We start from the raw sequence: 12442 nt of genomic DNA, 5'->3' as shown, positions 1-12442 counted from the left end.
CCTCGTCCCAGCTAGTGCTGGAGACGGGGTATCAACATATCTGGCGTTGACTTTTGGCACGCTGTTGAGTTCTCAAGGAACGGACGCTTCCTTTGTACTCACCCTCGCGGGCTTTCCTCCGGGCGCTTCCCTTCGGTCTTGCGTTTCCGACTCTATCAGATCCTTGCGGGCCCGATTTTCGCCGGTGCGTTTCGGCCTTTCGGCTTCTTCGCGGTTCCGATCTTACCAGATCCGTTTTCGTTCCCTTTCGGGTCCGAATTTGTTTCCGGTGGCCGTTGGAGTGGCCTTGCCTTTCGGCTGATCCGACTTTATCAGATTTCTCTGGGCCGGATTTCCGCCTCCCTTTCGGGGGACGACGCCCGTGGGTCTCGGGACGCGTAGGCGTTCCCAGTTCCCCTCGGGCGGAGCCGTAAACGTACTGGAGCGGGGCTCCTGGATGCAAATCCGGGCGCCCCGCTCCACGCGTACATCCGACGGACCGTCAGACCTCCACGACGACCGGCAGGATCATCGGCCGGCGGCGGTAGTTGTCCGACACCCACTTGCCGACGGCGCGGCGCACGAGCTGCTGCAGCTGGTGCGGCTCCATGACGCCGTCCTGGGCGGACTTCGCCATCGCCTCGTCGAGCTTCGGCAGGACGCCGCCGAAGTCGGCGTCGTCGATGCCGGAGCCGCGGGCCTGGATGTGCGGCCCGCCGGTGATCTTGCCCGTGGTGCTGTCGACCACGACGAAGACGGAGATGATGCCCTCGTCGCCGAGGATGCGGCGGTCCTTCAGGGCGCTCTCCGTGACATCGCCGACCGAGAGGCCGTCGACGTACACGTATCCCGCCTGGACCTTGCCGGTGATCCGCGCCTTGCCGTCGACCAGGTCGACGACCACGCCGTCCTCGGCGATGACGATGTGGTCCTTCGGCACACCCGTGAGCGCGCCCAGTTCGGCGTTGGCCCGCAGGTGGCGCCATTCGCCGTGCACCGGCATCAGATTCTTCGGCTTGCAGATGTTGTAGAAGTACAGCAGCTCGCCGGCCGAGGCGTGGCCCGAGACGTGCACCTTGGCGTTGCCCTTGTGGACAACGTTGGCGCCCCATCGGGTGAGCCCGTTGATCACGCGGTAGACGGCGTTCTCGTTGCCCGGGATGAGCGACGACGCCAGGATCACCGTGTCGCCCGGGACGATGCGGATCTGGTGATCGCGGTTCGCCATCCGGGAGAGCGCCGCCATCGGCTCGCCCTGCGAGCCCGTGCAGACCAGCACGATCTCGTCGTCCGGGAGGTCGTCGAGGGTCTTGACCTCGACGACGAGGCCGGCGGGCACGTTCAGATAGCCCAGCTCACGGGCGATGCCCATGTTCCGGACCATCGAGCGGCCGACGAAGGCGACCCGGCGCCCGTACTCGTGCGCCGCGTCGCAGATCTGCTGGATGCGGTGCACGTGGCTGGCGAAGCTCGCCACGATGATGCGCTTCTGGGCGGTCGCGAAGACCTGGCGCAGCACGTTGGAGATGTCGCGCTCGGGCGGTACGAACCCCGGTACCTCGGCGTTCGTGGAGTCCGAGAGGAGGAGGTCGATGCCCTCCTCGCCGAGCTTGGCGAACGTGGGGAGGTCGGTGAGCCGACGGTCCAGCGGGAGCTGGTCCATCTTGAAGTCACCGGTGTGGACGACCATGCCCGCGGGGGTGCGGATGGCGACCGCGAGGGCGTCCGGGATGGAGTGGTTGACCGCGACGAATTCGCAGTCGAAGGGGCCGATGCGCTCGCGGTGGCCTTCGACGACCTCCAGCGTGTACGGCCGGATGCGGTGCTCCTGGAGCTTGGCCTCGATCAGGGCGAGGGTCAGCTTGGAGCCGATCAGCGGGATGTCCGGCTTCTCACGGAGCAGGTAGGGGACCGCGCCGATGTGATCCTCGTGGCCGTGCGTGAGCACGATGCCCTCGATGTCGTCGAGGCGGTCCCTGATCGATGAGAAGTCCGGCAGGATCAGGTCGATTCCGGGCTGCTCCTCCTCGGGGAAGAGCACTCCGCAGTCGACGATCAGTAGCCGGCCGTCGTATTCGAAGACGGTCATGTTGCGGCCGATCTCGCCCAGGCCGCCCAGGGGCGTGACGCGCAGGCCGCCCTCGGGAAGCTTCGGCGGGGCGCCGAGTTCGGGATGCGGATGACTCAAAAGACTCTCCTCACCACACGCGCCACGGGCCCTTGAGGCACGTGGCGCGCATGACATTCGTGCACTTGCTGTTGTGGCTGTGATGTTCGTCCTCAGCTGTGACGACCGTCGGGGTCGCGCGAGCCGTATTCAGTTGTGAAGTCTGGTCCTACAGGTGTACCCCGCCGGCGGCGAGATCGACCTTGAGCTGGTCCGTCTCCTCGGGCGAGAGCTCGACCAGGGGCAGCCGCAGCGGCCCGCCGGGCAGGCTCTGGAGGCTGAGCGCCGCCTTGGTCGTGATGACGCCCTGGGTGCGGAACATGCCGGTGAAGACCGGCAGCAGCTTCTGGTGGATCTCCTTCGCCTTCGTGACGTCGCCGGTCACGTGCGCTTCCAGGAGGGCGCGCAGCTCGGGCGTCACGACGTGGCCGACGACCGAGACGAAGCCGATGGCGCCGACCGAGAGCAGCGGGAGGTTCAGCATGTCGTCGCCGCTGTACCAGGCGAGGCCGGAGCGGGCGATGGCCCAGCTGGCACGGCCGAGGTCGCCCTTGGCGTCCTTGTTGGCGACGATGCGCGGGTGCTCGGCCAGCCGGACCATGGTCTCGGTGTTGATCGGTACGCCGCTGCGGCCGGGGATGTCGTAGAGCATGACCGGCAGGTCGGTGGCGTCGGCGATCGCCGAGAAGTGCCGGAAGAGACCTTCCTGCGGCGGCTTGCTGTAGTACGGCGTGACGGCGAGGAGGCCGTGTGCGCCGGCGTCCTGGGCGGCGCGGGCCAGCTCCAGGCTGTGGTGGGTGTCGTTCGTGCCGGCTCCGGCGACGACAAAGGCGCGGTCTCCCACCGCTTCGACCACGGCCCGCACCAGCTGGGCTTTCTCCGCATCGCTGGTGGTCGGGGACTCTCCGGTGGTGCCGTTGACGACGAGGCCGTCATTACCGGCGTCCACCAGGTGGGCGGCGAGCCGCTGCGCGCCGTCGAGGTCGAGAGCGCCATCCGCCGTGAAGGGCGTGACCATGGCGGTCAGTACCCGCCCGAAGGGGGTCTGCGGTGTGGAAGTCGGAGCCATGGGTCCCACGCTACTCGTAGCTCACCGCTGGTTGCTCCCCTGGGGAGGCCGGGATGTGGACCCGGCACTGCCTGCTCGGGGGTTCAGGCAGTGCCGGATCCGTGTGTTCAGCGTAGAGGAATTTCTCAAAACGCCGCAATACGGACACCTTCCGGCGTGACCCTCCGTCGGGCCGCGGAGATCTCCCTCGCGCGCCTTACGGAGCGACCCGCCCGTTCGCGTTGAAGGCGGCGTACGTGAGCGGCATGAGCTTGGCCCAGTGGGCCTCCATCTGCTCGCCGACCATCTCGATCTCGCGCTGCGGGAAGGACGGCACCTTCGCCTGCTCGTGCTGCGTGCGCAGGCCCAGGAAGTGCATCAGGGAGCGGGCGTTGCAGGTGGCGTACATGGAGGAGAAGAGGCCCACGGGCAGGACCGAACGGGCGACCTCGCGGGCGACGCCGGCCGCCAGCATCTCCTGATACGCCGCGTACGCCTGGCGGTAGGAGTCCTCCATCGTCCGAGTGGTCAGCTCGTGCTGCTCCTCGGTGCCCTCGACGAACACGTACTTGCCGGGGCGGCCCTGCTGGACGAGCTTGCGGTCGGTCGCGGGGACGTAGAAGACCGGCTCCAGCTGGCGGTAGCGGCCGGACTCCTCGTTGTACGACCAGCCCACGCGGTGCCGCATGAACTCGCGGAACACGAAGATCGGGGCGCTGATGAAGAAGGTCATGCTGTTGTGCTCGAACGGGCTGCCGTGCCGGTCGCGCATCAGGTAGTTGATCAGGCCCTTGGAGCGCTCGGGGTCCTTCTGCAGCTCCTCGAGGGACTGCTCGCCTGCGGTGGAGACCCGCGCGGCCCACAGGACGTCGCTGTCGCCGGCGGCGTGCTTGACCAGCTCGACCGTCACCTCGCTGCGGAATGCGGGGGGTGCGCTCTCGGCGCTCTCGGCGGGGGTGTGGGACACCGGCGGTCCTTTCGTTTCGTACGTCTTGCTGCGGCGTGCGCCCGTCCGTCAGCCGCCGTCTGCTGCGGCGCTCCTGCTGCTCATCGCCCGGGCGCGCCAAGCCTACGGCCCGCCACTGACAAGCCCGGAAATGCGCTGTGATGCGGCGCGATGCGACAAAAGGGACCCAAAAGGGACCCCCGGTGCGGACTGCACGCACGGCAGTTGATATTTTTCACAGAAGTCACGGAAAACGGGCACCTCACAGGTGCCTGTGACGTTGAACCATGTGACACTGCCCACTTCGAGGTTCCTAGGAGAGCCCGCTCATGTTCCGCCGGCGAGAGCCCGTCCCGTTCGCCTTTGTCGCCGAGGCAGACCGGTTCCGCAGCAATGTCACCCCTCCGCCGCGCCAGCGGGCGAGCCGTTCGCAGATCTTCGGCCGCACCCTGCTGGGTCTCACCGTAGTCGCCGGTCTGACCGGCTCTCTGCTGTTCGGCGTTCCCGCCCTGCAGCAGGACACGGTAGGCGGGCCGAATACGACCCACCAGTCCGAGGTCGCGCACGGCCGCTGAGCCGGCTGTGCGTTGCGCCGTTCGGGCGGGCAGCCCGGCGGTCCGGCACAGGATTGGTTCCGGCCGTCCTGCTGCCGCTAGCCTCACCGGTCACAGCTTTCGACCGTGTGCCCGTGCGTAACACGGGCCGTGAGTGAGGATCTGCCGTGCCCCTGCCCTTCCTGACGGCCGACCGCGACCTCGACGGGGACGCCGGAGACCCGGCGCCCCTTCCGTACGACGAGCGTGATCACTGGCGCCGTCCCTACCGCCCAGGACCGTGGCGGGTGGGGGCGGCGGCGGTGTTTCTGCTGCTCGCCTCCTTCGTCCTGCTGTCCGCGCTGATCATCGGGCTGGCCGGGGCGCCGGTCGGTGCCGCGGTGTGTGTCGTGCTGGCCGTCGTGATCATCGCGTGCGCGCTGCGGCTGCTGCGGATCGGCGTCTGGGTGAGCGCGGCGGGGCTGCGCCAGGTACGCCTGGTACGGACGACGACGCTCCCGTGGAGCGCCGTCACCTCGGTCCGTACGGTGCAGCAGCCGGTCCGCTGGCTGGGCCTGCCGCGGACGGTCCAGGGCCAGGCGCTGCTGATCGGCGGCCCGGGCGACGGCGAGCCGCGGACGCTCTTCACCGACCACAACGGCGACTTTCTGTCCCGCCCAGGAGCGTTCAACCGGGCGGCGGACACGGTCGAGGCGTGGGCCATGGACTACCGCGGCTGACGGCCGCGGCAGGAGCGCACGTACGCGAACGGGGCGCAGGCCGAAAGGCCCGCGCCCCGTTCAGCGCTGTACGGTCCCGTACGTGCCCACCTCAGGCGGCCCGTACCGGCTTCCCGTCGTGCAAGGCGATCGCCCGCTGCATCGCCTTCCGCGCGCGCGGGGTGTCCCGTGCGTCGTGGTAGGCGATCGCCAGCCGGAACCACGCCCGCCAGTCCTCCGGCGCCGCCTCGGCCTCGGCCCGCCGCCGTTCGAAGACCTCGTCGGCGGCGTCCCGGTCGATGCGGCCGCTCGGCGTCCGCCGCAGCTCGTCGACGGGCAGCCCGCCCTCGGCCTCCAGCTCCTTCGCCAGCAGCCCGGCCTTCCGGGCGAACTGGGTGGTGTGCCAGAGGAACCACACCCCGATCAGCGGCAGGACGAGGACGGCGACGCCGAAAACGACCGTGACCGGGGTGCCCTGCTGGATGAGCAGCACACCACGGTCGCCGACCAGGACGAAGTAGACGACCAGGACCGCCGCGAGGACGAAGTAAGTGATCTTTGCGCGCACTGTACGTACTGCCCTACTGCCCGTCAGGCAAGGTCGAGGAAGTTCTCCAGGCCCATGGTCAGGCCGGGAGTGTCCACCACGCGCCGCGCGCCGAGCAGGATGCCCGGCATGAAGCTGGAGTGGTGCAGGGAGTCGTGCCGGATGGTGAGGGTCTCGCCCTCGCCGCCGAGCAGTACCTCCTGGTGGGCCAGCAGGCCGCGCAGCCGTACGGAGTGCACGGGCACGCCCGCCACGTCCGCGCCGCGGGCGCCGTCCAGTGCCGTCGCGGTGGCGTCCGGCATCGGCGCGCTGCCGGCCTTCTCGCGGGCCGCGGCGATCAGCTCGGCGGTGCGCGCTGCCGTACCGGACGGGGCGTCCGCCTTGTTCGGGTGGTGCAGCTCGATGACCTCCACCGACTCGAAGAAGCGGGCCGCCTGCTGCGCGAACTGCATGGTCAGCACCGCGCCGATGGAGAAGTTCGGCGCGATGAGCACGCCGACCTGCGGCGCGGCGTTCAGCCAGGTCCGCAGCTGCGCGAGGCGCTCCTCGGTCCAGCCGGTGGTGCCGACCACCCCGTGGATGCCGTGCCGTACGCAGAAGTCGAGGTTGCCCATGACGGCGCCGGGGTGGGTCAGCTCGACCGCGACCTGGGCGCCGGCCTCGACCAGCGTCTCCAGCTTGTCCTCGCGGCCCAGCGCCGCCACCAGCTCCATGTCCTCGGCGGCCTCGACCGCCTTGACGGCCTCGGAGCCGATCCGGCCCTTGGCGCCGATCACAGCCACGCGCAGCTTGCTCATCGTCCTTGCTTCCTTCACGGTTGTGGCGCGGTCCGGGGACCGCCGGATGCGATCAGGCGACCGCTTCGTGCAGCCGGGCGGTCTGCCGGTCCTTCATCGGTCCGATGACGGACAGCGAAGGGCGCCGCCCCAGTACATCGCGCGCGACCTCGCGGACGTCGTCCGGGGTCACGGCCGCCATCCGGGCGAGCATGTCGTCCACCGACATCTGGTCGCCCCAGCACAGCTCGCTCTTGCCGATACGGTTCATCAGCGCGCCGGTGTCCTCCAGGCCGAGGACCGTGGAACCGCGCAGCTGCCCGATGGCCCGCTCGACCTCCTCGTCGGACAGGCCGTGCTCGGCGACCTCGTCCAGCTGGTCCCGGCAGATCTTCAGCACGTCGTGCACCTGGCTGGGCCGGCAGCCCGCGTACACGCCGAAGAGCCCGCAGTCCGCGTAGCCCGAGGTGTAGGAGTACACGCTGTAGGCCAGCCCGCGCTTCTCCCGCACCTCCTGGAAGAGGCGCGAGCTCATGCCGCCGCCGAGCGCGGTGTTCAGTACGCCCATGGCCCAGCGCCGCTCGTCCGTGCGCGGCATCCCGGGCATGCCGAGTATCACGTGTGCCTGCTCGGATTTGCGGCCCAGCACCTCGACCCGGCCCGCCGCGCGGATCGCCTTCGTGCCGCCGCGCGGGTCCATCGGCACCGCGTCCGTGCGGTCCAGCGCACCGGCCTTCTCGAAGGCGCGGCGGACCTGGCGGACGACCTTGGCGTGGTCGACGTTGCCGGCCGCGGTGACGACCAGGCGGGTCGGGTCGTAGTGCTTCTTGTAGAAGCGCCGTATGCGGCTCGCGTCCAGGGCGTTGACCGTGTCGACGGTGCCGAGCACGGGGCGGCCGAGCGGGCTGTCCCCGAGCATGGTGTGCGCGAAGAGATCGTGCACGCAGTCGCCCGGGTCGTCGTCCGTCATGGCGATCTCTTCGAGGATCGCGCCCCGCTCCACGTCCACGTCGTCCTCGCGGATCAGCGAGCCGGTGAGCATGTCGCAGACGACGTCGATGGCCAGCGGCAGGTCCGCGTCGAGGACCCGCGCGTAGTAGCAGGTGTACTCCTTCGCGGTGAAGGCGTTCATCTCGCCGCCGACCGCGTCGATCGCGGCGGAGATGTCCAGCGCGCTGCGCTGCTCCGTGCCCTTGAAGAGCAGGTGTTCCAGATAGTGGGTGGCGCCGTTCAGGGCCGGTGTCTCGTCGCGGGAGCCGACGTTCGCCCAGATCCCGAAGGTCACCGACCGTACGGACGGCAGGGTCTCGGTGACGACGCGCAGGCCGCCGGGGAGGACGGTCCTGCGGACGGTGCCCGCGCCGCCCTCGCCCTTGAGAAGCGTTTGGGTACGGGCGACGGCCCGCCCCTCCGAAGAGGTGCGGGCCGTCGTCCGGGAAGTACGGGACGTCACTTGGCGGCGTCGTCCTTCTTCTCCTCGTCGCCTTCCTCGCCCTCGATCACGGGGATCAGGGAGAGCTTGCCGCGCTGGTCGATCTCGGCGATCTCGACCTGCACCTTGGCGCCGACCGCGAGCACGTCCTCGACGTTCTCCACGCGCTTGCCACCGGCGAGCTTGCGGATCTGCGAGATGTGCAGCAGGCCGTCCTTGCCCGGGAGCAGGGACACGAACGCACCGAAGGTGGTCGTCTTCACGACCGTGCCCAGGTAACGCTCGCCGACCTCCGGCATGGTCGGGTTGGCGATGCCGTTGATCGTCGTACGGGCGGCCTCGGCGGCCGGGCCGTCGGCGGCACCGATGTAGATGGTGCCGTCGTCCTCGATCGTGATGTCGGCGCCGGTGTCCTCCTGGATCTGGTTGATCATCTTGCCCTTGGGGCCGATGACCTCACCGATCTTGTCCACCGGGATCTTGACGGTGATGATCCGCGGCGCGTTCGGGGACATCTCGTCCGGAACGTCGATCGCCTCGTTCATCACGTCCAGGATGTGCAGACGCGCGTCACGGGCCTGCTTCAGGGCCGCGGCCAGCACCGACGCCGGAATACCGTCCAGCTTGGTGTCCAGCTGCAGGGCGGTGACGAACTGCTTCGTACCGGCGACCTTGAAGTCCATGTCGCCGAACGCGTCCTCCGCACCGAGGATGTCGGTGAGGGCGACGTAGTGCGTCTTGCCGTCGATCTCCTGGGAGATCAGGCCCATGGCGATGCCGGCGACCGGGGCCTTGAGCGGCACACCGGCGTTCAGCAGCGACATCGTCGAGGCGCAGACCGAGCCCATCGAGGTCGAACCGTTGGAGCCGAGGGCCTCGGACACCTGACGGATCGCGTAGGGGAACTCCTCGCGCGTCGGCAGCACCGGCACGATGGCGCGCTCGGCGAGCGCACCGTGGCCGATCTCGCGGCGCTTGGGCGAGCCCACGCGGCCGGTCTCGCCGACCGAGTACGGCGGGAAGTTGTAGTTGTGCATGTAGCGCTTGCGCGTCACCGGCGACAGCGTGTCCAGCTGCTGCTCCATGCGGAGCATGTTCAGCGTGGTGACACCCAGGATCTGGGTCTCGCCGCGCTCGAACAGCGCCGAGCCGTGCACGCGCGGGATGGCCTCGACCTCGGCGGCGAGCGTACGGATGTCCGTCACGCCACGGCCGTCGATGCGGACCTTGTCCTTGATGACGCGCTCACGCACGAGGGACTTGGTCAGCGCGCGGTAGGCGGCGGAGATCTCCTTCTCGCGGCCCTCGAACTGCGGGAGCAGCTTCTCGGCGGCCACCGCCTTGACGCGGTCCAGCTCGGCCTCGCGGTCCTGCTTGCCGGCGATGGTCAGCGCCTGGGACAGCTCGTCCTTGACGGCCGCGGTCAGCGCCTCCAGGACGTCGTCCTGGAAGTCGAGGAAGACCGGGAACTCGCCGACCGGCTTGGCGGCCTTGGCGGCCAGGTCCGACTGGGCCTTGCACAGCACCTTGATGAAGGGCTTCGCGGCCTCGAGACCGGCGGCCACGACCTCCTCGGTCGGCGCCTCGGCGCCGCCCTTGACGAGCTCGATGGTCTTCTCGGTGGCCTCGGCCTCGACCATCATGATCGCGACGTCGCCGTCCGGGAGGACGCGACCGGCGACGACCATGTCGAAGACGGCGTCCTCGAGCTCGGTGTGCGTCGGGAAGGCAACCCACTGGCCGTTGATCAGCGCGACACGGGTGCCGCCGATCGGGCCGGAGAAGGGCAGGCCCGCCAGCTGCGTCGAGCAGGACGCAGCGTTGATCGCGACCACGTCGTACAGGTGGTCGGGGTTGAGCGCCATGATCGTCTCGACGATCTGGATCTCGTTGCGCAGGCCCTTCTTGAAGGAGGGGCGCAGCGGCCGGTCGATCAGGCGGCAGGTGAGGATCGCGTCCTCGGAGGGCCGGCCCTCACGGCGGAAGAAGGAGCCGGGGATCTTGCCGGCCGCGTACATGCGCTCTTCGACGTCCACCGTCAGGGGGAAGAAGTCGAGCTGGTCCTTGGGCGTCTTCGACGCGCTGGTGGCCGACAGCACCATGGTGTCGTCGTCCAGGTACGCCACGGCGGAGCCGGCGGCCTGCTTGGCCAGGCGGCCCGTCTCGAAGCGGATGGTACGGGTGCCGAAGGAGCCGTTGTCGATGACGGCCTCGGCGTAGTGGGTCTCGTTCTCCACCAGGAATATCTCCTCGTCTGCGTCCGCTGCCCGTGTGGCAGGGGACCGTCTTCGGTGGAGCGCCGGTGCGGGCCGGTCTTCGATCGAAGCACCCGGTGCGTGGGCCCGGAGGCCGTGCGCGTCACCGGAGGCCACTACCGAGGACCGGCGGCTGAGGGGCGCCCCACCGCTTTCGCTATGGCGTTATCGCGTATTGCGTTATCGCTTTTTGCGTCGTCGCGTATTGCGTTGTCGCGTTATTGCGTTGTCTGCACAGCGCGCCGGCTGTGAGCTCGGCGCGCGGCCACGGCGCTGCCGTTGCTGCGCCGTCGGTATGGCGTTGTGGGACCAGACTACAAAGCTTCCGTCCACCAGGGGGTGGTGAAGCGTCCGGTGTGTGGCGCGCGGGGTGTCCGCGCGTACGCCGTACACGGCGAACCGCCCGCGCGTACGGCAAAGGGAGCGGCTCCCGGCCCCGGGAACCGCTCCCCTCACGACGTCTTACTTGGCGCCCGCCGCGCCGCGGCGGATGCCGAGGCGCTCGACCAGCGCACGGAAGCGCGTGATGTCCTTCTTCGCCAGGTACTGCAGCAGGCGGCGGCGCTGGCCGACCAGCAGCAGCAGACCACGGCGGGAGTGGTGGTCGTGCTTGTGGGTCTTCAGGTGCTCGGTCAGGTCCGAGATGCGACGCGAGAGCATGGCGACCTGAACCTCGGGGGAGCCGGTGTCACCCTCCTTGGTGGCGAACTCGGCCATGATCTGCTTCTTCGTAGCGGCGTCGAGCGACACGCGGTACTCCTTAGGATTCTCACCCGCCGAGCGCCCCTGGTCCACTTCACAGGGGTTCTTCGATTACTCGGTCGGCGTGGCAAGGGTATCAGGGCGTGATGACTGCTCGTGACCGTCCGCAGCGAGCGGCCGGTCAGGGGGCTCTCCTCCCCGGTCCCCCGGTCCTCCGCCCCGCCGCGTCAGAAGACGGGCATGGCGGTGAGGGTACCGGCCTGGAGGAGGAAGACGCGGTTGTCGGCGGTGGCGAGGTGCCAGGGGCCTCGGGTGCCGGGGGCGTAGGTCCAGGCCAGGGCACCGGAGCGGGTGTCGGCGGTCGAGACGCCGTTCTCCCCTTCCTCACCGTCCGCGAGCCAGACGCTGTGGCCGATCGCAAGGGACGGTCCCACGGACGCCTCGGAGAGGTTCATCGGGAGGGTCCATGCCACCGAGCCGTCCTTGGGTCGGCGCGCTGACAGCTCGCCGCCCTGGGCGACGTACAGGGATCCGCCGCTCGGGACGGGCGCGCCGCAGCCGTCCTCGCCGTCCACCGGCTGCGCCCACTTTCGCGCGCCGTCCTTGAGCGAGAGCGCCGTGAGGCTGCTGCCGCCCAGGTACACCATGCCGTCCGCGACGGCCGGTGTCAGGGCCTTTCCGCCCTGTTTCCGCGGTCCCCACGCGGTCCCACCGCGGCCGGTCTCCAGCGCCGCCACACGCCCGTCGGTGCCGTGCAGGACGAGGCGCTCGGCCGCGAGCGCAGCACCCACGGCGGCCTCTGCGGCGGCCACGGGTGCGGGCACTGTCCAGCTGACCGTGTGCTCCTCCAGGCCGATCGCACGGATCCGGCCGCTGCCGGTGAGGACGTAGACCGCCGCGTCGTCGGCGGCCAGCAGGCGCTCGGCGTCGGCGTCGCGGACCGACCAGAGCCGCTTGCCGTCCGCCGCGCCGAGTGCGAGCAGGGTGCCGTCGGGGGCGGCGGTGAGCACCGTGCCGTCGGGGGTCTTGAGGGCACCGGCCGCCGTGGCGGCGGACGGCGAGGTCCAGCGGTGCTTCCCGTCCGTCACGGCGTACGCGCGCAGCACGCCGCTCGGCGCAGCGATCACGACGACACCGCGCACCGGCAGGGGTGCGGGCGCCTCGGCGTGGGCGACGCCGGGCCGGCTCCAGAGCGGTTCGGGCACGGCCCCCGGGGCGTACGTGGACAGCGGCTCGGCGTCCCAGGGCTGGCGGCCACCGTCCGCTTCCTGGCCGCGCAGGGCCCACCATAGGGCGCCGCCGCCCCCCGCGAGCAGGACGGCGCCGCCGGCCGCGAAG

General features: G+C 69.8%; 11 protein-coding genes. 2 read left to right on the top strand and 9 right to left on the bottom strand.

The features are described 5' to 3' along the window. Positions 1 to 481 precede the first annotated feature (481 nt). The 3 genes from ABT381_RS32730 to thyX form a co-directional block, all read right to left on the bottom strand. Positions 482 to 2167, bottom strand: a complete 1686-nt coding sequence (locus ABT381_RS32730; RefSeq protein ID WP_351600671.1) for a ribonuclease J — start codon at positions 2165 to 2167, stop codon at positions 482 to 484. A 148-nt stretch (positions 2168 to 2315) separates the two neighbouring features. Further along, positions 2316 to 3215 carry a 4-hydroxy-tetrahydrodipicolinate synthase gene (gene dapA, locus ABT381_RS32725; RefSeq protein ID WP_351600668.1) on the bottom strand — a complete coding sequence of 300 codons (900 nt, stop codon included), beginning with the start codon at positions 3213 to 3215 and terminating at the stop codon, positions 2316 to 2318. 196 nt (positions 3216 to 3411) lie between these two features. Continuing rightward, entirely contained in the window at positions 3412 to 4161 is a 750-nt protein-coding gene (thyX, locus tag ABT381_RS32720) for an FAD-dependent thymidylate synthase (protein ID WP_351600665.1), read from the bottom strand. 308 nt (positions 4162 to 4469) lie between these two features. Between thyX and ABT381_RS32715 the strand changes: the two genes are divergently transcribed. Both ABT381_RS32715 and ABT381_RS32710 read left to right on the top strand, forming a co-directional pair. Further along, the gene (locus ABT381_RS32715) at positions 4470 to 4715 is read left to right on the top strand and encodes a hypothetical protein (protein ID WP_030266330.1); all 246 of its coding nucleotides are present in this window, start codon (positions 4470 to 4472) and stop codon (positions 4713 to 4715) included. A gap of 146 nt (positions 4716 to 4861) precedes the next feature. Further along, positions 4862 to 5413, top strand: a complete 552-nt coding sequence (locus tag ABT381_RS32710; protein WP_351600660.1) for an SCO5741 family PH domain-containing membrane protein — start codon at positions 4862 to 4864, stop codon at positions 5411 to 5413. 91 nt (positions 5414 to 5504) lie between these two features. Here the strand turns inward: ABT381_RS32710 and ABT381_RS32705 are convergent, their stop codons facing one another. From ABT381_RS32705 to ABT381_RS32680, 6 genes are all read right to left on the bottom strand, one after another. Further along, positions 5505 to 5960 carry a tetratricopeptide repeat protein gene (locus ABT381_RS32705; protein WP_351600657.1) on the bottom strand — a complete coding sequence of 152 codons (456 nt, stop codon included), beginning with the start codon at positions 5958 to 5960 and terminating at the stop codon, positions 5505 to 5507. A 23-nt stretch (positions 5961 to 5983) separates the two neighbouring features. Continuing rightward, positions 5984 to 6736, bottom strand: coding sequence for a 4-hydroxy-tetrahydrodipicolinate reductase (gene dapB, locus ABT381_RS32700; RefSeq protein ID WP_351600654.1), 753 nt, complete (start codon positions 6734 to 6736; stop codon positions 5984 to 5986). Between the two features lie 52 nt (positions 6737 to 6788). Further along, positions 6789 to 8168 (bottom strand): M16 family metallopeptidase, encoded by a 1380-nt coding sequence (locus ABT381_RS32695; RefSeq protein ID WP_351600651.1) that lies wholly within the window; start codon positions 8166 to 8168, stop codon positions 6789 to 6791. Next, positions 8165 to 10384, bottom strand: a complete 2220-nt coding sequence (locus tag ABT381_RS32690; RefSeq protein ID WP_351600648.1) for a polyribonucleotide nucleotidyltransferase — start codon at positions 10382 to 10384, stop codon at positions 8165 to 8167. Before ABT381_RS32690 ends, ABT381_RS32695 begins: the two co-directional genes overlap by 4 nt. Positions 10385 to 10864: 480 nt before the next feature. Next, positions 10865 to 11152 carry a 30S ribosomal protein S15 gene (gene rpsO, locus ABT381_RS32685; protein WP_006602744.1) on the bottom strand — a complete coding sequence of 96 codons (288 nt, stop codon included), beginning with the start codon at positions 11150 to 11152 and terminating at the stop codon, positions 10865 to 10867. 179 nt (positions 11153 to 11331) lie between these two features. Continuing rightward, the coding region (locus ABT381_RS32680; RefSeq protein ID WP_351600646.1) for an outer membrane protein assembly factor BamB family protein at positions 11332 to 12442 on the bottom strand (1111 nt) is incomplete at its 5' end.

It is taken from the genome of Streptomyces sp. NPDC000151, from assembly GCF_040301705.1.
Lineage (GTDB): Bacteria > Actinomycetota > Actinomycetes > Streptomycetales > Streptomycetaceae > Streptomyces.
Note: the sequence above shows the minus strand (reverse complement) of the source record. Positions and strands in the feature narration are given on the sequence as shown.

What these genes read in the sequence shown, in the direction of transcription:
- dapA (WP_351600668.1), bottom strand. Translation starts at nt 3,215, where the DNA reads ATGGCTCCGACTTCCACACCGCAGACCCCCTTCGGGCGGGTACTGACC.
- ABT381_RS32715 (WP_030266330.1), top strand. Translation starts at nt 4,470, where the DNA reads ATGTTCCGCCGGCGAGAGCCCGTCCCGTTCGCCTTTGTCGCCGAGGCA.
- dapB (WP_351600654.1), bottom strand. Translation starts at nt 6,736, where the DNA reads ATGAGCAAGCTGCGCGTGGCTGTGATCGGCGCCAAGGGCCGGATCGGC.